The sequence below is a fragment of the Catellatospora sp. TT07R-123 genome, from assembly GCF_018327705.1.
GTDB lineage: Bacteria > Actinomycetota > Actinomycetes > Mycobacteriales > Micromonosporaceae > Catellatospora.
Window position 1 is genome coordinate 3,359,881 of the sequence record NZ_BNEM01000001.1, and the last position, 21,050, is coordinate 3,380,930.

Genomic DNA, 21,050 nt, shown 5'->3' on the forward strand with positions numbered 1-21,050 from the left:
ATGGGTGTCAGACGCGCGCGATGTCGTTGACGCAGCGCAGCACCGGCCGGGCGGCCAGCGCTGCCGGGTCGCCGAGCTCGGCGCCGGTCACCGTGAACGTCGCCGACTCCCCCGGCAGCAGGGTGACCAGGGCCTGGTCCACCTGGGCCGCCGGGTCGAGCCGGTCGGGGAAGAGCACGAGGTCGCGCAGGATCGTCCCGGCCGTGACGGTCACCTCGTACGCGGTGCCGCTGCGCACGACCTTCGCCTCGAACCGGGCCGGCGGGTATTCGATCTCGTGGTCCTCGGCGAAGAACCACAGCGCGCTCTCGTCGCCGACGACCGCCCGCAGCAGCTCCCCGGCCCGGTCGCCGCTGGTCGCGACGTCGGGGGGCAGCAGCACGGTGGTGGCCGAGCGGGGCGGGACGTCCAGCACGACCTCGGCGCGGGCCAGGGCGTCGCCGCCCAGGCCGTGCCGGGTCACCGCGGCCGGGGCGGTCCAGTCCTGGTCGGTGTCGTTGACCGCGACCAGGACCAGGCCGCCGGGGCGGGGCTGGATGGTGAGCAGGCGGGGGGCGAACGAGCGGCGCAGCGCGTACCAGAGCGGTTTGCGCCGCCCGTCGCCGTCGACGGCCGCCCAGGACGTGACCGGCCAGCAGTCGTTGAGCTGCCAGACGATCGCGCCCATGTTGTGCGGGGTGTGCGAGCGGAAGTGCTCCAGCGCCAGGCTGATCGCGCGGGCCTGGTTCAGCTGGGTCAGGTAGTGCCAGTCGGCGAAGTCGGCGGGCAGCGGCAGGTGCGCGTCCAGGCCCCGGCGCAGCTTCAGATCGCCGTCGATCGCCTTCTGGTGGTGCCGCATCCCGGGTGAGTCGCTGGCCAGCGGCTCGTCGCGCAGGGCGCGGCGCAGCGTGGCGTACGCGGGCGGCGCCTGGAACCCGAACTCGGCCACGAACCGCGGCACGCTGTCGCGGTAGTGCGTGTAGTCGATCCGGTTCCACACCTCCCACAGGTGGGTGGTGCCGTGGTCGGGGTCGTTGGGGTGCAGGTCGGCGCGGCCCGACCAGGGGCTGCCCGGCCAGTACGGCCGCGTCGGGTCCAGTTCGGCCACCACCGACGGCAGCAGCCCGTGGTAGAAGCCGTCGCCCCAGGTGCGCCCCTTGAGCTGCTCCGGCCAGCCCCAGTCGGCGAAGCCCCAGATGTTCTCGTTGTTGCCGGTCCAGGTCACCAGGCTCGGGTGCGGTGCCAGCCGCACCACCTGCTCGCGCGCCTCGGCCGCCACCTCGGCCGCGAACGGCTCCTCCTCCGGGTATGCCGCGCACGCGAACAGGAAGTCCTGCCCGACCAGCAGCCCGAGCTCGTCGGCGAGCTCGTAGAAGTCCTCCGACTCGTAGCGGCCGCCGCCCCAGACCCGCAGGTAGTTGACGTTGGCGCCGCAGGCCTGGGCGAAGCGCTCGGCCAGGCGCTCCCGGGTGATCCGGGTGACGAACGCGTCGTCGGGGATCCAGTTGACGCCCTTGACGTAGACGGGCCGGTCGTTGACCACCACCGTGTACGGCGTGCCGTGCCCGTCGGGCGCGGTGTCCAGGCGGACCGAGCGGAAGCCGACCCGGCGCTCCCAGCGGTCCAGCTCGCGGCCGCCGCCCGTGGCCAGCACCGCCCGCAGCGGGTAGAGCGGCTGCTCGCCGTGGCCGCGCGGCCACCAGCGCCGCACCTGCGGCACCTCGATCTCCAGCACGGCGGTGATCTGCCCGGCCGGGATGACCGCGGTCGCGCTCACCCCGCCGATCTCGGCGCTGACGGTCAGCACCTCCGCGGCGGCCCGCTCGACCTCGACGTGCAGCTCGACCCGGCCGGTGTCGCCCTCGACGGTGACCAGCGGGCGGACCTGCCCCAGCCGGGCCGTGGACCAGCTGTGCAGCGCGATCGGCTGCCAGATCCCGGCGGTGACCACGGTCGGGCCCCAGTCCCAGCCGAAGTTGCAGGCCATCTTGCGGATCAGGTTGTACGGCTCGTCGTACGCCCCCGGCCGGCTCCCGACCTGGCGGGCCATCGCGGCGGTGTAGTCGTACGCGGAATCGAAACTGATCTTCAGGTCGTTGCGGCCGTGCGCCAGGGCCGAGCGCAGGTCGAACCGGTAGCCGCGGTGCATGTTCGCGGTCCGGCCGACCTCGACGCCGTTGACCTCGATCGCGGCCACCGTGTCCAGTCCGGCGCAGACCAGGTCGATCCGGTCGTCGCCCGGCCCCGCCCACTCGAAGGACGTCCGGTACTCCCACCGGGTGCGCCCGATCCACCCGAGCCGGTCCTCGTTGTCGTCGAGGTACGGGTCCTCGATCAGCCCGGCCGCGAGCAGGTCGGTGTGCACGCACCCCGGCACGCTCGCGGGAACCCCGTCGACCTCGACCGGGGTGTCCCGGGCGGACACGGTCCAGCCCTGGTGGAGCCGGACCATGCTGCTTGCTGTCGCCATCACGATTTGACCGCACCCTCCATGATGCCGCGGACGATCTGCCTGCCCCCGACTGCCAACATCACTATCAACGGCAGGGTGGCGACGAGCGCTCCCGCCAGCACCCGGCGGTACAGCACGTAGTTGCCGCTGGCCAGGTCGAACAGGGCCACCATCGAGGTGGGGTAGTCGGAGCCGCCGAGGGTGATCAGCGGCCACTGGAAGTCGTTCCAGGTGCCGACGAAGGTGAGCAGGCCCAGCACGGCCAGCGCGGGCCGGATCGCGGGCAGCACGATGCTCCAGTAGATGCGCATCGTGCTGGCGCCGTCGACGCGCCCGGACTCGATCAGCTCGTCGGGCACCGCGCCGAGGATGAACTGCCGCATGTAGAACACGCCGAACGCGCTGACCAGGCCCGGCACGATGACCGCGAGCAGGCTGCCGTTCCAGCCGCCCTCACCCGGCAGCTTGCCCATGAGGATGTACAGGGCGACCACGCCGAGCTGGTTGGGCACGGTCAGGGTCAGGATCACGACCAGCATGAGCGCGTTGCGGCCCTTGAACCGCAGCTTGGCGAAGGCGAACCCGGCCACCGAGCAGAAGAACAGGATCGACAGCGTCACCAGGGTCGACACGATCACGCTGTTGAGCAGCGACTCGGCGAAGTAGACGTCTTCGAGGGTGAACACCTCGCGCAGGTTCGTGCCCAGGTTGCCGCCGGGCAGGAACTTCGGCGGGATGTCGGCCAGCGCGGCGTCGGTGCTGGTCGCGATGACGAACATCCAGTAGATCGGGTACGCCGACACCAGGAAGAAGACGGTGAGCAGGACGTACGTCCAGGCGCCCGCCGGGGTGTCCTGGGGGGCGCGCCCGACCTGGGACGGCTTGACCCGGCGCACCCGCGCGGGCGGGGCGGGCGGCGCGGTGCGCTGCCGGTCCACGGTCGCGGTCATCGGCGTCCTCCTCCGAGCCGGTTCGCCACCAGGGCGTTGAGCCCGGCGACGAGGACGATGATCAGGAACAGGGCCCAGGACATCGCCGCGGCGTAGCCCAGGTTGAGGTTCTTCCAGCCGACCTTGTAGATGAGCTGGGCGATGGTCTGCCATTCGCCGTTGGAGCCGCCGGTGGCGGCGGCCGGGTTGGACTCGAACAGCATCGGCTCGGTGAACAGCTGGAGCCCGCCGATGGTGGACAGCACCACCGTGAAGATCACGACCGGCAGGATCATCGGCACGGTGACCCGCCACAGCTGCTTCCAGGCGCTGGCGCCGTCCAGGGCCGCGGCCTCGTAGATGTCGCGCGGGATGGTCTGCATCGCGGCCAGGTAGAGCAGCGCGTTGTAGCCGATCCACTTCCAGTTGACCATGGTGGCGATGGCGATCCAGGACTGGACCTTCCCGGCCCGCCAGTCCAGCGGGTCACTCGGGTCGTTCAGCCCGATCAGCGACAGCACCCAGTTGGCCACGCCGCTGTTCTTCGAGAAGATCACGAGGAAGACCAGCGTGGACGCGGTCAGCGGCGTGATGTACGGCAGCAGCATGCTCACCCGGAACCAGATCTTGCCCTTGAGCTTGCGGTTGAGCAGGTGCGCGACGCACATCGCGGCGAACAGCTGCGGCACCGTCGACAGCACGAAGATGCCGAACGTGTTGAACAGCGCGTTGAAGAAGTCCTCGTCGGTGAACAGGCGCTGGAAGTTGGCGAACCCGGCCCAGCCGTCCTGGGACGGATCGTCCAGCCGCCACGTACGCAGGGCCACGATCCCGTTGAAGATCAGCGGGAACAGTCCGAACACCGCGAAGAGGATGAAGAACGGAGCGACGAGGACGTACGGCATCTGCCGCACGTCGAAGCGGTGCAGGCGGTGCGACAACCCGCGCACGATTACCTCCAGTTAACCGAGATCGGTCGATATGATGCGGTCGCGGGCGAAGAGGTGGACGCCGTAGGGAGACGCCCACCTCTTCAGATCCCGACTGCGACGCGGGTCAGGCCTTGGCCGCCTTCTCGGCTTCCTTCAGCGCCTGGGCCCAGGCGTCGGCCGACTTGGTCGTGCCCGCCTGGACGGAGTTGATGACGTTCTCCACCGCGACGCGGGTCGGGCCGTTCTTCTTGCCCAGGTACTGCGGGGTCAGGCCCTCAGCGGTCTTGCTGAAGATCTGGCCGACCGGGGCGTTGCTGAAGAACGGGTTCTTGAAGTCGGCGATCGCCGGGTCCTTGTACAGCGCGGGCTGCGAGGGCAGGTTGCCGACCTTCTTGAAGATCTCGATCTGCTGCTCGGGCTGGATCAGCCACTCCAGCAACTCGTACGCCTCGACGGTGTGCTTGCCCTGCTTCGGGATGGTCAGGAACGAGCCGCCCCAGTTGCCGCCGCCGCCCGGGATCGCGGCCACGTCCCACTTGCCGGAGGTGTCCGGCGCGGTGTTCTTGATGTGGCCCTGCATCCAGGCCGGGCAGGCCAGCACCGCGAAGTCGCCCTTGACGAAGCCCGCGTTCCACTCCGGCGACCAGGCCGCCAGGTTCGCCGACAGGCCCGCGTCGATGGCCTTCATGGTGGTGTCGAAGGCGACCTTCGGGCCGCCGTCCATCTTCAGGGCTTCCTGCTCGTCGTAGAAGCCGACCGGCTGCTGGCCCAGGACCGGGTTGAACATGTTGGTGGCGTTGTCGAGGAACTTCTTCTTCGACTTGGCCGTGTAGCCCTGGCCCACCTTGATGAACTCGTCCCAGGTCGGCCACAGCGCCGAGACGGCGTCGCGCTCGGTGGGCAGGCCCGCGGCCTTGAACAGGTCGGTGCGGTAGCACATGGCCAGGCCGCCGACGTCGGTGCCCAGACCGATCTGGGTCTTGCCGTCGGCCGACAGCGACTGCTTCCACTTCCAGGGCAGGTACTTGTCCTGGTACTTGCCCGCGCCCTTGTCCAGCAGGTTCACGAACTTGTCGGCCTGGCTGCGGAAGCTGACGACGAAGCCCTCGTCGATGGCGGCGATGTCGGCCGCGCCCGAGCCCGCGATCAGCTTCTTCTGCAGGTCCTCGTGCTGCGCGTTGTACTCGCCCGAGTTGAGGACGATCTTCACGTTCGGGTGTGACGCTTCGTACCTGGCCTTGAGCTCGTCGAGGCCGAAGTCGCCCCAGAAGGCGATCTTCAGCTCGACCGTGCCGCCGGGCTTCTCGGTGTCGTCGCCACCCTTGCACCCGGCGAGGACAACGGCGCCGACGGCAAGGACTGCGGTGACTGCGGTCCAACGGGACCTGGTCAGTCGCATGGCATCCTCCGTACCATTTGGAGCGCTCCCATATATAGCGAAGCGTCTACTGAACCGGATAAGTGGCCCTACGCTACGAGGGCCGTGCGGATGTGTCAACCGGAGGTATTTTCCGTGACAATCCTGTGACGTGGGCCATCAAAACCGATTAAGATATATCGAGGATCGTAAATTGACAAGACTGAAAACGGCTCGTGAACGCGCTCTCCGTAGGGCATGATCAGCGGGTGGCTCACGGCGACCGGAGGGGGTGAACCAGACCGTGGCACAGGATTTGATGATCAGCGAGCATGTGGTGATTCCCGGCAGTGAACTGCGGGAACGGTTCTCGCGCAGCTCCGGGCCGGGTGGGCAGGGGGTCAACACCGCCGACAGCCGGGTGGAGCTCTCCTACGATGTGGAGCGCTCCCAGGCGCTGCCCGAGCCGCTGCGGCTGCGCGCCCTCGCACACCTCGCCAACCGGCTGACCGACGGGGTGCTCACCATCGCCGCGAGCGAGCACCGGGCCCAGCTCGCCAACCGCGAGGCCGCCCGCGCCCGGCTGGCGGCGCTGCTGCGTACGGCGATCGCCCCGCCCCCGCCGACCCGCCGCCCGACCCGCATCAGCAAGGGCGCCCAGGCCCGCCGCCTGGAGTCCAAGCGCCACCGCTCGGCCCTCAAGCAGACCCGCCGCTCCGGCCACAGCGACTGACGCCCCAGCCGCACCCACTCCCACCGGCCGCCGGGCCCTGGGGCCGGGGCGGGGGCCGGGCATGATCGCTGGTTGCGGTCACATTGTGGCCTGAGCGCCCAGGTTCTGACCGGAGAAGCCGATCACCGATGGAAGATCGCGGGTTCCCGTCACGTGCGGGCCTGGGGGCCCAGGTTCGGGCCCCTGGCACGGCGGTCACCGGCGGGAGATCGCCGGTTGCGGTCAAGCGGTGGCCTGAAGGCGCAGGTTCTGGCCGGGGGCGGCGATCTTCGGTGGGAGATCGGCGGGTTCGGTCAGGTGCGGGCTTGGCGGACGGCGGGGGTGATCTCGGCGACGGAGGCGAGCTTCACGAACAGGCCGCAGGCGGTCTGCGCCTGGACCCGGCGCTGGTAGGCGCGGCTGGCCACGGCGGCCGTGTCGGCGACGTCCAATCGCCACGCCCAGGCCAGCCGGTTCACGCGGTACACCTGGGGTTCGGTGTCGGCCAGCGCCGCGCGCAGGGTCTCGACGGCGCTGATGCAGTCGTCCACGTCGGAGTAGCCTGAGGCCGACCGGCCGAGATCACGGTTGTTGCTGGACAGCAGGCGCCACGTGACGCCCATCGGCGCCCGCTCGTAGAACTCGAACCGAGCGGTCACCGACGATCCCCGTTCTGCCAGACGGTCCGGGGCAATGGCCGCACACCGGATCAGAACACCGTCACCCGGCGACGTGGACAGAATTTGGCCATACGGTGAACAGCACGTCACCCAACAGGCGAAGAGACGATCACAGCACCGCCCCGCCCAGCTCAGGGAATACCTTGCCCACCTTACCCAGCAGGTATTCGCCGTACGTGCCGGTGAAGGCGCGCAGGTCCTGGCCGTCCCAGCGGTCGCGGCCGTCGTCGCCGGTGCGGGCCCGGCCCGGCAGCGGCGGCACCGCCGCGGTGAACGCGGGGTCGAAGAAGAACGGGAACGACAGCCGGTCGCGGCCGCTGGTGTTGCGCACCCGGTGCGGCGTCGACCGGTACCAGCCGCCGGTGAGCCGGTCGAGCATGTCCCCGATGTTGCACACGAACGTCCCCGGCACCGGCGGCGCCTCGGCCCAGCCACGCGGCGTCCTGACCTGAAGACCGCCGTTGTCGTCCTGCGCCAGCAGCGTGAGCAGGCCGTAGTCGGTGTGCTCGCCCACGCCCCAGCCGTCGTCGCCCTCCGGCGCGGGCGGGTAGTGGAAGATCCGGAACAGCACCGTCGGGTCGGCGGTGTATCCGGCCGCGAAGTAGTCCTCGTCCAGGTCGAGACTGACGGCTACACCCCGCATGACCTCCTGCGCCACGGCGGTCAGCGCGTCCAGATAGGTCAGCACGAGCGGGCCGAGGTGCGGGACCTGGGCCGGGAAGAGGTTGCGGCCGTGCAGGGGCAGTCCGGCCCGTACCCGGGGATCGTCCTCGGGCAGTTCGGTGCCGAAGTAGAGGCCCTCCTTGAGGTCGGGGCGACCGGAGGTGAGCTCGCCGCCGACCGGGAAGAAGCCGCGCCAGGCCCGGCCGCCGCGGGCCATCGCGATCTCGGTCTTGTCGGCCTCTGAAAGGGCGAAGAACCCACGCGCGGCCGCGTCCAGCTCCGCCAGCAGCTCGGCCGGCACACCGTGCCCGGTCAGGTAGAAGAAGCCGCTGTCGCGGCAGGCCGCGCGGATGCCGTGCGCCACGGTCGCGCGCGGCTGGGCCAGGTCGATGATCGGCAGGCTGCTCACGCCACCATCCTCGCGCACCCGGATGCGCCGCGCGCGGTGGTTCCGGCATCGCTCGAATAGCCTCGCCGACCTGGGTGCGGCCGGACCGGTCAACCGTCCGATCGTCCGTCAACCAGTCCTTCCACCTGCGACGGAAATGCGTCACCCGGTCCACCCAAAGGGCCATTCAACCGTTTGTTAACACATGGAAGGGTGAGCCCCAAGCAACGACTAGGAGGAAACGCATGCGTACAGGCATCAAGCCTGGCGGGCGGCGCGCAGCCGGAAGGCTGGGCCTCGTCGCCGCCATGGCTGTCGCGGGGGTCCTCGTAGGAGCGGCGCCGGCGCACGCAACGGCCACCAAGACCGTGGCGTTCTACAGCATGGACGAGGCTCCGGGCTCGACCGTGCTGGTGGACAGCAGCGGCAACGGGAGGAACGGCACCATCGGCGACGAGGTGGCCACCGGCACGCTGTACGCCGGAGCCACCGGTCACCGGTTCGCCGTGCACCTGCCGGAGAACAAGGAGTACGTGCCGGGGCACGTCAACATCGTCCCGAACACGAACGACTTCAACCCGGACGCGGGCGACTTCTCATTCACCATCCGCTACCGGAGCACCTACTCCTTCGGCAACATCATGCAGAAGGGGCAGGGCAGCCAGGTCGGCGGCTACTGGAAGTTCGAGGCGCCCGGCGGCAGCCCCAAGTGCCTGTTCCGGGGGGCCGACGGCTCCTCGCGCACCGGCTACATGGACGGCTCGATCGCCGACGGCCAGTGGCACACCGTCACCTGCAACCGGACCTCGGCGTACGTCGAGATGTTCGTCGACGGGGTGCGCACCAGCCGGCTCAACGGCCCGACCGGCACCATCAACAACACCCGCCAGTTCTCCATCGGCGGCAAGAGCGCCTGCGATGGCGTCACCGTCACCTGCGACTACTTCGTCGGTGACATCGACTACATCAAGATCCTCAAGGGTGCGGGCGGCGCGGCCAACGCCATCCCGGTCGCGAACCTCGCGCCCAGCTGCACCGGTCTGATCTGCTCGCTGTCGGGTTCGGGTTCCACCGACGCCGACGGGGCGGTCCAGAACTACGCCTGGAACTTCGGCGACGGCACCACTGCCGACACCGCCAGCGTCCCGGCGACGTCGCACACGTACGCGGCGGCGGGCACGTACAGCGTCACGCTGACCGTCACCGACGACCGGGGTGCCACCGACACCGACACCCGGCAGGTCACCGTCGCGCCGATCCCGGAGGCGATCTCCTTCGCCGGGCAGGCCACCGCGAACGCCAACGCCACCCAGCACGTGGTGACGGTGCCGTCCGGGGTGCAGGCGGGCGACCGGCTGCTGCTGATCCTCAGCACGAACACGCACGCCACCGCAGGTGCGCCGACCGGGGTGACCGGCTGGACCCAGCTGAACCGCCTCGACGGCGGCTACGCCACCACGACCGTGTGGACCAAGGTCGCGGCGGCCGGGGACGCGGGCACCCAGGTGCGGGTGACGCTGTCGGCGCAGGCCAAGGGCAACTTCATCGTGGCCGCGTATCGCGGCGCCGGTGCGGTGACCTTCGCCGGCGCGACGGACATCGCCAGCAGCGCGGCCCGGATCACCCCGACCACGGCGGTGACCGGCAGCCAGAGCTGGGCGGTGTCGTACTGGATGCACGGCGACGCGGCCTCCTCGGCGCTGAACGCGCCGGCCGGGGTCCAGGTGCGCAGCAACAGCTCGCAGACGGGCGGCGGCCGGGTCACCGGTCTGCTGGCCGACACGGGCAGCTCCCTGCCGACCGGCGGCTACGGCGGCCTGACCGCCACGGCCGCCGCCGCCAGCACCACCACGACGACCTGGACCTTCATCCTCCAGGCGGCGTGACCCGCTCGACGGTGACGGCGCGGGTCGCTCGCGCCTGCACTTAGCATTGACGCTGGCCTATCTAGAGGACGCGGATACCCGCGACACTCCTCTAGATAGGCCAGCGTCAGTTGAAAGCGGGCGGGGCGGGGCGGGGCGCGGCACGGGCCGCGGCACGGCACCCGGGCACACGCGGCACCCCGGAAGCGAATGCTTTTCGCGTTAGCTAAGCTCGCGGCGTGCCGCGCATCACAGCCGCGGCGAGCAGAGGAGAGTGACGCCCGTGGACGCCGACGTCATCGTCGTAGGGGCCGGGCTGGCCGGACTCGTGGCCACCGCCGAACTGGCCGACGCGGGCAAGCGGGTGATCCTGCTGGACCAGGAGCCCGAGGCGTCGCTGGGCGGGCAGGCGTTCTGGTCGTTCGGCGGCCTGTTCCTGGTCGACTCCCCCGAGCAGCGCCGCATGGGCATCCGCGACACCCGCGAGCTGGCCCTGCAGGACTGGCTGGGCAGTGCCGGGTTCGACCGCGAGTGCGACGCGTGGCCGCGCCGCTGGGCCGAGGCGTACGTCGACTTCGCCGCGGGTGAGAAGCGGCCCTGGCTGCACCGGCAGGGCGTGCGGTTCTTCCCCGTGGTCGGCTGGGCCGAGCGCGGCGGGTACCTCGCCGACGGGCACGGCAACTCGGTGCCGCGCTTCCACATCACCTGGGGCACCGGGCCGGGGCTGCTCGCGCCGTTCATCGCGCGGGTGCGGGCGGCGGCGGCCAAGGGCCTGGTCAAGCTGTCGTTCCGGCACCGGGTGGACGAACTGACCGTGACCGGGGGCGTCGTCGACGGCGTACGCGGCACCGTGCTCGAACCGAGCTCCGCGCAGCGGGGCGAGGCGTCCAGCCGGGCCGCCGCGGGCGAGTTCGCGCTTCGCGCCCAGGCCGTGATCGTGACCTCGGGCGGCATCGGCGGCAACCACGACCTGGTCCGGCGCAACTGGCCGCAGCGGCTGGGCACCCCGCCGAAGAAGCTGCTGTCGGGCGTGCCCGCGCACGTCGACGGCCGGATGCTCGGCATCACCGAGGCCGCCGGGGCCAACATCATCAACCCGGACCGGATGTGGCACTACACCGAGGGCATCGAGAACTGGGCGCCGATCTGGGACAGGCACGGCATCCGGATCCTGCCCGGCCCGTCGTCGCTGTGGCTGGACGCCACCGGCCGCCGCCTGCCGGTGCCGCTGTTCCCCGGCTTCGACACCCTGGGCACGCTGGAGCACATCATGACCACCGGGCACGACCACACCTGGTTCGTGCTCACCCAGAAGATCATCGAGAAGGAGTTCGCGCTGTCGGGCTCCGAGCAGAACCCGGACCTGACCGGCAAGAGCGTGCGCCAGCTGCTCAAGCGGGTGCTGCCGGGCGCGCCCGGCCCGGTCGAGGCGTTCAAGCGCAACGGCGCCGACTTCGTCGTCGCGGAAAACCTGGACGAGCTCGTCGCGGGTATGAACAAGCTGACCGAGACGCCGCTGCTGGACCTGGCCGAGGTGCGCCGCCAGATCGAGGCGCGTGACCGGGAGATGGACCACGCGTTCACCAAGGACCTCCAGGTCACCGCGATCCGGGGCGCCCGCAACTACCGGGGCGACAAGCTGATCCGGGTGGCCACGCCGCACAAGCTGCTCGACCCGAAGGCCGGGCCGCTGATCGCGGTGCGGCTGAACATCCTCACCCGCAAGACGCTGGGCGGGCTGGAGACCGACCTGTCCGGGCGGGTGCTGCGCGCCGACGGCTCGCCGCTGCCCGGCGTGTACGCGGCGGGCGAGGTGTCCGGGTTCGGCGGCGGCGGCGTGCACGGGTACCGCTCGCTGGAGGGCACCTTCCTGGGCGGCTGCCTCTTCTCGGGCCGCCAGGCCGGCCGCGCGGCCGCCGCCGCGGTCTGACCGCCCGACTCGCGGCGGTCTGACCACTCCGCCCGCGGTGGTCTGACCGCTCCGCCCGCTGGTTGATCGCGGTTTGCGGTCGGAAGCTCGGCCTACAGCGCAGCTTCCGACCGCAAACCGCGATCAACCCGCGCGAGCGGCCCATGATCGCGAGTTGTGGTCCGGATGTGGGGGCGGGAAAGGGGTGCGCGGGCGCAGAATACGGCCATGACGGAGATTGCGACGGAGGCGATCGTCGCCACCCGGGCCGGGCGGGTGCGCGGGCGGCTCAGCGACGGGATCGCGGTGTTCCTCGGCATCCCGTACGCGGCCGCGCCCTTCGGTGAGCACCGGTTCCGGCGCCCCGCCCGGGTCCAGCCGTGGGACGGCGTACGCGACGCGCTGGCCTACGGCCCGACCGCCCCGAAGGCCCCGTTCCCGCCCCCGATGGACCGGCTGCTGGCCGACCCGGACATCCCCGGCACCGAGTGCCTCAACCTGAACGTCTGGGCGCCCGCCGACGGCTCCGGCTGCCCCGTCATGGTGTGGATCCACGGCGGCTCGCTGCGCAACGGCTCCTCCTGCCCGCCCGCGTACGACGGCAGCGCCTTCGCCCGCGACGGCGTCGTGCTGGTCTCGTTCAACTACCGGCTCGGCGTCGAGGGCTTCGGCGTCTTCCCCGACGCACCGACGAACCTGGGCCTGCGCGACCAGCTCGCCGCGCTGGAGTGGGTGCGCGAGAACATCGCGGCCTTCGGCGGCGACCCCGGCAACGTGACCGTCTTCGGCGAGTCCGCCGGTTCCATCTCCATCGGCGCCCTGCTGACCAGCCCGTACGCCGAGGGCCTGTTCCGGCGGGCGGTGCTGCAGAGCGGCGCCCCGACCGCGCAGTCGCGCGAGGGCGCGGCCAGGTCCACCCGGGCCGTCGCCAGGCGGCTGCGCGTCCCGGCCACGGCCGCCGCCTTCGCCGCGGTCGACCCGAAGCGGCTGCTGGACGCGCAGGCCGCCGTCAGCCGCAGCGGGGCGCCGATCGGCAACGGCATCGGGTTCACCCTCGCCGTCGACGGCGACACCGTGCCGGCCGACCCGCTGAGCGCGCTGCACGCGGGCGCGGCGGCGGGGATCGACGTGATGCTCGGCTACAACGCCGAGGAGTACCGGCTGTGGTTCGTGCCCACCGGAATGGTGGAGAAGATCAACGGGCTGACGCTGCGGCTGGCGCTGGCGAAGTTCCGCGTGCCGGGGCGCACCGCGAAGGTCTACCGCGAGGCGTGGCCGCAGGCCCGGCCGGGCGAGCTGCTCGGCATCATCGCCACCGACCGGCTGCTGCGGCTGCCGCTCAACCGCCTGGCCGACGCCCGCCTGCCCGCCCGCACCTGGCTGTACGAGTTCGCCTGGCAGTCCCCGGTCGAGCAGCTCGGCGCCTGCCACGCCCTGGAGATCGGGTTCGTCTTCGACACCCTGGCCAGCTCCGACGGCAAGGCCCTGGCCGGGGACGCGCCGCCCCAGGCGCTGGCCGACACCATGCACCGCGCCTGGGTCGCCTTCGCCGCGACGGGTGACCCGGGTTGGCCCGCCTGGGACCCCACCCGCCCGGTCATGCGCTTCGACGCCCCCACCTCCGCCGTGGTCCACGCCCCCCGCGCCGCCGAACTCGCCGCCTGGGCGTAAGCGGATCGTGCAGTTTCGGGGAAAGTGCACGAATTCCGTGCAAGATTCCTGCACTTTCCCCGAAACTGCATGATCATCCGCCTGAAGCGGCGGCGAGCTGGGTGGCGAGGAGGGTGGGCGCCTGGGTCAGGGAGGGGCCGTACCAGGTCAGGTGGCGGCCGCTGAGCAGGGCGTACGGGACGCCGGGAAACGCCTCGGGGCCGTCGTCGCGGGTGAAGGCGTAGGGCTCGTCGGGCAGCACCAGCAGGTCGGCGTGCTGTTCGCGCAGTTCGGCGAGGGTGGGGCGGGGGTAGCGGTCCGGGTCGTCGCCGTAGACGTTGTCGACGCCGAGGCGGCGCAGCACGTCCCCGGCGAAGGTGCCGCCGCCGAGGACGATCCACGGGCGGCGCCATACCGGGACGATCGCCCGGCGGGCGGGCAGCGGCGGGACGGCGGCCCAGGCGGCGCGGGCCTCGGCCAGCCAGCCGGGTTCGGCGGGCGCGCCGAGGGCGGCGAGCATGGCGCCCAGATCGGTCAGCGCCTCGTCGACGGTACGCGGGAAGGTCACGAAGAGCTCGACCCCCGCGGCCCGCAGCGCGTCGGCGTCCTCGACCCGGTTCTCCTCCATGTTGACCAGCACCACGTCGGGGCGCAGCGCGAGCACCCGGTCCAGGTCGGGGTACTTCGTGCCGCCGACGCGGGCGACCGGCAGGCCGGCGGGGTGGGTGCACCAGTCGGTGGCGCCGACGAGCGCGTCGGGCAGGGTCGCGGCCACGGCCTCGGTCAGCGACGGCACCAGCGACACGATCCGCACGCCGCCACGCTACGCCTGCCCTACTTCAGTTCGGACAGGAGCCAGGCGGTGGTGTCGGGGGCGGGCAGGGGTTTGCTGAAGAGGTAGCCCTGGCCGAACGGGCAGCCGATGTCGTGCAGGATCTCGCGCTGCTGCTCGGTCTCGATGCCCTCGGCGATCACCTCCAGCCCCAGCGTGGCGGCGAGCCGGACGATGCCCTCGACCAGGGCGCGCTGCTGCGGTGAGGTCTCGATGGCACCGACGAACGACTTGTCCAGCTTCACCACGTCCAGCGAAACCTGGCGCAGGTAGCTCAGCGACGAGTAGCCGGTGCCGAAGTCGTCGATGGCCACCCGTACGCCCGCTTCGCGCAGCTCGGCCAGGTCGGCCCAGACCTCCTCCTCGTCGTGCAGCAGCAGCGTCTCGACGATCTCCAGCATGAGCCGGTGCGGCGGCAGCCCGGCCTCGTCCAGCTCGCGCAGCAGGTCGGCGACGACGCCGGGGGTGCGGAACTGGCGGGCCGAGACGTTGATGCTGACGTACGGCCCGGTGCCGACCCGGGTCGGCCACAGCGCCGCCTCGGCCAGCGCCTGCCGCACCACCTGGGTGCCGATCGGCACGATCAGCCCGGACTCCTCGGCCACCCCGATGAACTCGTCCGGCGACAGGGTGCCCCGGGCCGGGTGCTCCCAGCGCACCAGCGCCTCCAGGCCGACGGTCCGCCTGCCGTCCAGGCCGACGACGGGCTGGTAGCGCAGGCTGAACTCCTGCTCGGCCACGGCCCGGTCCAGGTCGGCGCGCAGTTGCAGGCGTTCGATCAGCGCCTCGTGCAGGGCGGGCTGATAGCGGCGCCACTGCCCCTTGCCCGCGCCCTTGGCGGCGTACAGGGCCAGGTCGGCGTGGCGCAGCAGCTCGTCGCCGTCGTCGGCGTGGCGGGTGGTGGCCACCCCGACGCTGGCCTCGGCGGGGACCAGGTGGTCGCCGACCGGTACGGGCAGCGCCAGCGCCCGGACCACCCGCTCGGCGACACGCTCGATCGCGGCGGTGTCGGCGGCGTCCTCGATCAGGGCGGCGAACTCGTCGCCGCCGAGCCGGGCCGCGGTGTCGTGCGGGCGCAGCACCCCGCGCAGCCGTTCGGCGACCTCGGCGAGCAGCTGGTCGCCGACGGGGTGGCCGAGCGTGTCGTTGACGTCCTTGAAGTCGTCGAGGTCGATGAAGAGCACGCCCGCGATGGAGCTGTTGCGCCGGGCCCGGTCGACGGCGAGGGTGACCCGGTCGACGAACAGCGCCCGGTTGGCCAGGCTGGTCAGCGAGTCGTGGAAGGCCCGGTGGGTCAGCTCCCGCTCCAGGCGGCGGCGCTGGGTGACGTCGCGCAGGGTGACCACCAGTCCGCCGACGGTCGGGTCGTCGCGCAGGTCGCGGCTGGAGACCTCGACCTGGAGGCGGCGGTTGCCGACCCCGCACACGGTCCAGTCGGTGGTCTCGCCGCGCCGCTCGCAGCGGGCCCGGCGCAGGTATGCCGCGCTGCGCTCCCGTTCCTCGGGGATGACCAGGTCGAGCAGGTCGGTGCCTTCGAGGCGGTCGCGGCCGAACATGGCCATGGCCGAGGGGCTGCTGTACCGGATCTCGTTGCCCGCCTCCACGATCATGATCACGTCGGCGGTGTTGTGCACCAGCGCGCGGAAGTACGCCTCGCTGTCGCGGCGGTTGATCTCCTCGTTGGCGGTGATCCGCGACAGCGCCAGCGCGGCCTGCAGCGCCAGCACCTCGATCGAGCCCTGGAGCGTACGCAGCACGTTCTCCTCGGCCGCGACGAGCAGCGTGCCCATCCGCCGTCCGCCCGGGACCCCGTCGGCCGGGGCCAGCGGGCAGCTCAGCGCCACGTCGAACCCGGCCAGCTCGCGCGCGGCCGACGCGGGCAGGTCGACCACGTGGCACAGCACCGCGCTGCTGTCCGGGACGGTCGCGGCGGGCTCGTCGGGCCGGCCCGTGGCGAGGACCACCCGGTGGTCGGCGTCCGGCGGCAGCAGCCCGGTGGCCGCCTTGCGTACGGCGTCGGTCACCTGCCCGGCGTCGGTGGAGCCGACCAGCTCGGCGCCCGCCTCGCGCAGCATGCGCTCGCGCAGCAGCGCCTGCCGGTGCGACCGCATCGCGTCGACCAGCCGGATCAGCACCAGGGCGAACATCGCGACGGTCAGCGCCGCGATCACCTCGCCGTTGTCGACCGGCCCGCGCAGCGCCTCGACCAGCAGCACCGCCGGGGGTGCCAGCGAGCTCAGCCCCAGCACCACCAGCCGCCGCCCGGTCAGCTCGGCCGGCTGGAGCTTGCGGGGCTCGGTCAGCCACACCATCTGCGGGTGCAGGGCGGCCATGCCCCAGCCCCAGTAGAGCAGCATCCAGCCGACGTCGAGCTGGCCGCCGATGTGCCAGAACCCGTCCAGCCGGGCGAACAGGTGCAGCATGTCGCTGACGAACATGCCGGCCCCGCCCACGGCCAGCAGCACCACCGGCACGCTCCAGCGCGACACCACCACGATCCGCACGACCATCGCCAGCAGCACCAGGTCGGCCAGCGGATACGCGACGGTGGTGATCTGGTCGAACGGGGACAGGCCCGGCGTGGTGAAGCGCGGCTCGATGACCAGCACCCAGGCCACCAGTCCGGCGCCGAGGATCAGGGTCAGCGCGTCGAGCAGCCCGGCCCGGTCGCGCACCGCGGACCCCGAACTGGCCAGCCCCATCAGGCCCATGCTCATCAGCACGAACATGGCCAGGTAGCACAGATCGATCAGGAGGGGTACGTGGTAGGGCGTGGCACTGTCGCGGTTGATCAGCGCCGAGGCGGCGTCGCCGATGACGAAGAGGCACAGCGCCAGGGCGAGCAGGTGCCATGGACGCGCACGCCTGGGACGGTTACGGCGTATGCCCAGCTCGATGGCCAGGATGCCGCTGACTCCCAGCACGGCCCACAGCCACACCTGGATCGGTGCGATGGCGTAGTAGAGCGCGCCAATCAGCACCATCCAGGCTGTGAACAGCACTGAAAAGGTGCGAGACGACACAATCCCCTCCGGATAACACTATTACGTGACCGGCCGGGCGTCGCTGGAATGCGCTTTTGAGAGCCCGGCCCACGACGCGGTACTCTGACCGCCTGTCCCCGGCACCGAGCCCCGTTCACGTACCGACTGCCAACCGTCGCGCACCCCGACCCCGCCCAGTGGCCTGACCTGGCCCTGCTCCCGCCCGACCGCCTCCCCCGCGGTTCCGGACGGCGGCCGCGGAGTCCGCGCGGCACCGACGGAAGGAACCCCCGTGACCCCCAACGCGCCCCGGCGGCGTGCCGCCACGGCCGCACTGCTGCTGGCCGCTGTGACCATGCTGCTCACCGGGCTCGCCCCGGCCGCGCCCGCGCTGGCCGAGCCGCCCAACGAGGGCAGCAGCAGCAAGCTGGCCCAGCTGCGCGAGAACCTCGACAGCGCGGCCAAGGGCTACCTGGAGGCGCAGGCCACCCTGGAGGCCTCGCAGACCCGGCAGAAGACGCTCAACGCCGACCTCGCCCTGGCCGAGGCCGACCTGGTCGGGCTGAAGAAGCTCGTCGCGGTGTACGCCGCCGAGGCGTACAAGACCAGCCGGCTCGGGACCCTCAGCCTCATGATCAGCGGTGGCACTCCCGGCTCGCTGCTGGAGCGGGCGAGCGCCATGGACCGGCTCACCGAGCGCGACCAGAGCCGCCTGGCGGCGCTGACCCAGCGCCAGCGAGAGATCACCGACGCCAAGACCCAGCTCGAAGCCGAGATCAAGACGGAGCAGGCCGCGCTCGCCGACATGGAGAAGCGCAAGAAGGCCGCCGAGAAGGCGCTGCAGGCCGTCGTCGGCGGCGGCGGCACGACCGGGTACATCAACCCCAACTCGGCGCTGGCCAAGCCCGCCCCGCGCAACTCCGACGGGTCGTGGCCCAAGGAGACGTGCAGCATCGACGACCCGACCACCAGCGGCTGCATCACCCCGCGCACCCTGTGGGCGATGAAGCAGGCCAAGGCCGCCGGGTTCAACCACTACGTCTCCTGCCACCGCTCCGGCGGCGACGGCGAGCACCCCAAGGGCCGCGCCTGCGACTTCGCCGCGGCCGTGGGCGGCTTCGAGAACGCGTCGGCCAGCGGCGCCAACAAGACGTACGGCGCCGAGCTCGCCTCGTTCTTCATCAAGAACGCCAGCCGTCTCGGCATCATGTACGTGATCTGGTACTGCAAGATCTGGGTCAACGGCGCCTGGAAGTCGTACAGCTCCGCGGGCTCCAACTGCGGCGACTCCCCCGCCGGCGACCACACCAACCACGTCCACGTCTCGGTGTTGTAGGGGTGCGCGGCGGGGCATAGTGATGTCATGACGGATGTCGGAAACCCGCCGCAGTACTTCTGGTGCGTCAAGCACCACCGCGTCGAGACCGGTCAGGACCGGTGCCCGGCCAAGAACCTGCTCGGCCCGTACCCCACGGCCGCCGAGGCCGAGCAGGCGCTCCAGCGCGTGCAGGACCGCAACGAGCAGTGGGACGAGGACGACGCCCGCTGGACCGGCCAGCCCTGAACCGGCCGCAGGCCCTGAGCTAGGCCGCGGTCTGGCGCAGCAGGATGGTCAGGTCGGCGGTGGCCGCCTTCTTCTGCTCGCCCGCGTGCTCCAGCTCCCACACCAGCTTCACCACGACCTCGTGGTAGCCGCGCGGGCGGGTGCGGGCCGACAGCAGGTCGGCCCCCATCCGCACCCGTGCCCCGACCGGCACCGGCGCGCGCAGGCGCAGGTTGTCCATCCCCTGGTTGACGGTCATGTCGACGCCGTCGACGCGCCAGATCTCGGCCAGCAGGGTCGGCGTGAGCGACATGGTGAGGAAGCCGTGCGCGATGGTCTGCCCGTACGGCCCGGCGGCGGCCCGCTCGGGATCGGTGTGGATCCACTGGTGGTCCCAGGTCGCCTCGGCGAACAGGTCCACCTGGCGCTGCGTGATCTCGTGCCACTCGCTGTGGCCCAGGAACTCCCCCACGACGGAGGCGAGGTCGCGTACGTGAGTGATCGTCGTCGGCACATGGGCATCTAAGCAGATGCCCATGTGCCGATCATCGGCTTACGGGCTGGTGCAGGTGAGCGGGACGGTGAACGGCGAACCGTTCGCGGTGAACCCGAACGTGGTCGACCCTCTGGCGTTCAGGCTGCCGTTGTAGGTCGCATTCCTGACCGTCACGCTCGATCCGCTGACCGTCAGCACACCGTTCCACAGCTGCGTGATCGACGCTCCGGCGGGAAGGGTGAACTTCACCGTCCAGGCGCTGATCGGCGCCGCCCCGGCGGTGACGGTGACCTGGCCCTGCCAGCCGCCCTGCCACTGGCTGGACACCGCGCCGGTCGCGGTGCACGCGCCGCCCTGGCCCGACGGGCTAGGCGACGGGCTCGCGCTGGGCGAGGGGCTCGCGCTCGGCGACGCGCTGGGGCTGGCCGAGGCACTGGCCGACGGGCTGCCGGTCGGGCCGCCGCTGGTGGTGTACGCGACCTCGGTGTACGCCGCCGGGCAGGACGAGCCGCAGGAGGCGGGCAGCGAGAAGGTGTACACCCGGCCGTTGTTGATCAGGGCGTCGTTGGCGTCGCGGACCCGGATCTGGAACTGGCTGCCGCCCGCCGTGACCGGCGTCGGGATGAAGCTCTGGCCCATGTCGCTGTTCATGGGCGCGGTCTGCCAGGCCCCGTTGGCGAAGTACTCCACCCCGTGGACGCCGTTGGCCAGGTGCGAGACCGCGATAGCGCCCCACCACGTCTGCGCGCCCTGGAGGAACCCGATCCGGATGTCCCCGCTGTAGTTCGGCGCGGCGATGTACTGCCAGGTCATGTGGCGGTTGTTGAAGTGGTTGGGGTACATGTCGGTGACGGTGGCGCCGTTCTTGACGAACCGGTTGAGCGACGCCTTGGCCAGGTCGATGTGGTACGGATCGTCGCGGCACCAGGCGTTGGCGTCGCCGCAGCTGTCGGCGACCAGCATGTTGAGCACGCCGCCGTTGTAGCCGTCGGCGACGTAGGACCCGTTGCGGCAGAACGCCTGGCCGGGCGCGCCGTCGTTGATCCCGGTGCAGTAGTCGCCGACGACGACCTGCACCCAGCGGCCGCAGTTGCGCCCGTTCTCCCAGGCCCCGACCTTGGTCCCGGCCGGCACCGGCCGCGTCGAGTACGCGTAGTCGTTCGGGGTGTTGAACACGTTGAGCGCGATGAAGTCCTGGCTGTCGAGGTTGGCCTGCGGCATCCCGCAGCCGCCGTACGGCGCGCCCAGCCCGTCGAAGTAGGTGGTGTTACCGGTGACCGGCGTGGTCACGGTGACCGCCGCGGCGGGCAGGCGGGGCAGCATCAGCAGCGCCAGGGCCAGGGCCGACAGCGCGGCCAGCACCGCCGCGCGCAGGCGCAGGGCGCGGGCACGGCGCACGGGCACGGTCAGGCCGGGTAGTGGTGTGGTCATGAGCGGGAGTCCTTTCGCACGCCACCGGCGTACGGCACGATGACGCGTGTCGTTGTCTGACGGACATGGCGTCGTGGTCCGGCCGGGTCTGACCCACCCTGATGGCCGCCGACGACGTAGGCTCCCGTCGATATCGTCGCACACCGCCCCGGGTGGTCAAGCCCCGGTGTCCGACCGGTGGAGTGTCAAGCGGCCGAACCGGTTCCACCCCTGCGGACGACGCCACAACAGGCCGATGCGCTCTGTCG

Annotated in this window: 16 protein-coding genes; 6 read left to right on the top strand and 10 right to left on the bottom strand. The window is 71.4% G+C overall.

Annotated features, from left to right (window positions below; translation table 11 throughout):
- Nucleotides 1-7: 7 nt before the first annotated feature.
- The 4 genes from Cs7R123_RS14380 to Cs7R123_RS14395 form a co-directional block, all read right to left on the bottom strand.
- The gene (locus tag Cs7R123_RS14380; protein ID WP_244872003.1) at nt 8-2,449 is read right to left on the bottom strand and encodes a glycoside hydrolase family 2 protein; all 2,442 of its coding nucleotides are present in this window, start codon (nt 2,447-2,449) and stop codon (nt 8-10) included.
- Complete coding sequence (locus Cs7R123_RS14385) at nt 2,449-3,381, bottom strand: carbohydrate ABC transporter permease (protein WP_212826839.1); 933 nt, start codon at nt 3,379-3,381, stop codon at nt 2,449-2,451. The genes Cs7R123_RS14380 and Cs7R123_RS14385 overlap by 1 nt, the downstream gene beginning before the upstream one ends.
- Complete coding sequence (locus Cs7R123_RS14390) at nt 3,378-4,310, bottom strand: carbohydrate ABC transporter permease (protein WP_244871829.1); 933 nt, start codon at nt 4,308-4,310, stop codon at nt 3,378-3,380. The genes Cs7R123_RS14385 and Cs7R123_RS14390 overlap by 4 nt, the downstream gene beginning before the upstream one ends.
- Nucleotides 4,311-4,416: 106 nt before the next feature.
- Nucleotides 4,417-5,691, bottom strand: a complete 1,275-nt coding sequence (locus Cs7R123_RS14395; protein WP_212826841.1) for an ABC transporter substrate-binding protein — start codon at nt 5,689-5,691, stop codon at nt 4,417-4,419.
- A 277-nt stretch (nt 5,692-5,968) separates the two neighbouring features.
- On the opposite strand from Cs7R123_RS14395, the gene arfB reads away from it, so the two are divergent.
- Entirely contained in the window at nt 5,969-6,382 is a 414-nt protein-coding gene (gene arfB / locus Cs7R123_RS14400; RefSeq protein ID WP_212829174.1) for an alternative ribosome rescue aminoacyl-tRNA hydrolase ArfB, read from the top strand.
- Between the two features lie 293 nt (nt 6,383-6,675).
- Here arfB and Cs7R123_RS14405 read toward each other — a convergent pair whose 3' ends face one another.
- Both Cs7R123_RS14405 and Cs7R123_RS14410 read right to left on the bottom strand, forming a co-directional pair.
- Entirely contained in the window at nt 6,676-7,020 is a 345-nt protein-coding gene (locus tag Cs7R123_RS14405; RefSeq protein WP_212826843.1) for a hypothetical protein, read from the bottom strand.
- Between the two features lie 130 nt (nt 7,021-7,150).
- Nucleotides 7,151-8,113, bottom strand: a complete 963-nt coding sequence (locus Cs7R123_RS14410; protein WP_244871830.1) for an isopenicillin N synthase family oxygenase — start codon at nt 8,111-8,113, stop codon at nt 7,151-7,153.
- Between the two features lie 224 nt (nt 8,114-8,337).
- Between Cs7R123_RS14410 and Cs7R123_RS14415 the strand changes: the two genes are divergently transcribed.
- The 3 genes from Cs7R123_RS14415 (at nt 8,338) to Cs7R123_RS14425 (ending at nt 13,537) form a co-directional block, all read left to right on the top strand.
- Nucleotides 8,338-9,978, top strand: coding sequence for a PKD domain-containing protein (locus Cs7R123_RS14415; RefSeq protein WP_212826845.1), 1,641 nt, complete (start codon nt 8,338-8,340; stop codon nt 9,976-9,978).
- Between the two features lie 262 nt (nt 9,979-10,240).
- Complete coding sequence (locus tag Cs7R123_RS14420; RefSeq protein ID WP_212829176.1) at nt 10,241-11,887, top strand: FAD-binding dehydrogenase; 1,647 nt, start codon at nt 10,241-10,243, stop codon at nt 11,885-11,887.
- A gap of 207 nt (nt 11,888-12,094) precedes the next feature.
- Nucleotides 12,095-13,537 (top strand): carboxylesterase/lipase family protein, encoded by a 1,443-nt coding sequence (locus tag Cs7R123_RS14425; protein ID WP_212826847.1) that lies wholly within the window; start codon nt 12,095-12,097, stop codon nt 13,535-13,537.
- A gap of 73 nt (nt 13,538-13,610) precedes the next feature.
- On the opposite strand, the gene Cs7R123_RS14430 is transcribed toward Cs7R123_RS14425, so the two are convergent.
- Together Cs7R123_RS14430 and Cs7R123_RS14435 are read right to left on the bottom strand one after the other, a co-directional pair.
- The gene (locus Cs7R123_RS14430; RefSeq protein WP_212826849.1) at nt 13,611-14,330 is read right to left on the bottom strand and encodes a helical backbone metal receptor; all 720 of its coding nucleotides are present in this window, start codon (nt 14,328-14,330) and stop codon (nt 13,611-13,613) included.
- A gap of 20 nt (nt 14,331-14,350) precedes the next feature.
- Nucleotides 14,351-17,332 carry a bifunctional diguanylate cyclase/phosphodiesterase gene (locus tag Cs7R123_RS14435; protein WP_212826851.1) on the bottom strand — a complete coding sequence of 994 codons (2,982 nt, stop codon included), beginning with the start codon at nt 17,330-17,332 and terminating at the stop codon, nt 14,351-14,353.
- Nucleotides 17,333-17,624: 292 nt separating this feature from the next.
- On the opposite strand from Cs7R123_RS14435, the gene Cs7R123_RS14440 reads away from it, so the two are divergent.
- Entirely contained in the window at nt 17,625-18,668 is a 1,044-nt protein-coding gene (locus Cs7R123_RS14440) for a hypothetical protein (RefSeq protein WP_244871831.1), read from the top strand.
- A gap of 27 nt (nt 18,669-18,695) precedes the next feature.
- Nucleotides 18,696-18,896: a hypothetical protein gene (locus Cs7R123_RS14445; protein WP_212826853.1), complete on the top strand. Its 201-nt coding sequence runs from the start codon at nt 18,696-18,698 to the stop codon at nt 18,894-18,896.
- A 19-nt stretch (nt 18,897-18,915) separates the two neighbouring features.
- Here Cs7R123_RS14445 and Cs7R123_RS14450 read toward each other — a convergent pair whose 3' ends face one another.
- Together Cs7R123_RS14450 and Cs7R123_RS14455 are read right to left on the bottom strand one after the other, a co-directional pair.
- Complete coding sequence (locus tag Cs7R123_RS14450) at nt 18,916-19,389, bottom strand: MaoC family dehydratase (RefSeq protein ID WP_212826855.1); 474 nt, start codon at nt 19,387-19,389, stop codon at nt 18,916-18,918.
- Between the two features lie 39 nt (nt 19,390-19,428).
- Nucleotides 19,429-20,802 carry a cellulose binding domain-containing protein gene (locus tag Cs7R123_RS14455; protein WP_244871832.1) on the bottom strand — a complete coding sequence of 458 codons (1,374 nt, stop codon included), beginning with the start codon at nt 20,800-20,802 and terminating at the stop codon, nt 19,429-19,431.
- Between the last annotated feature and the right edge of the window lie 248 nt (nt 20,803-21,050).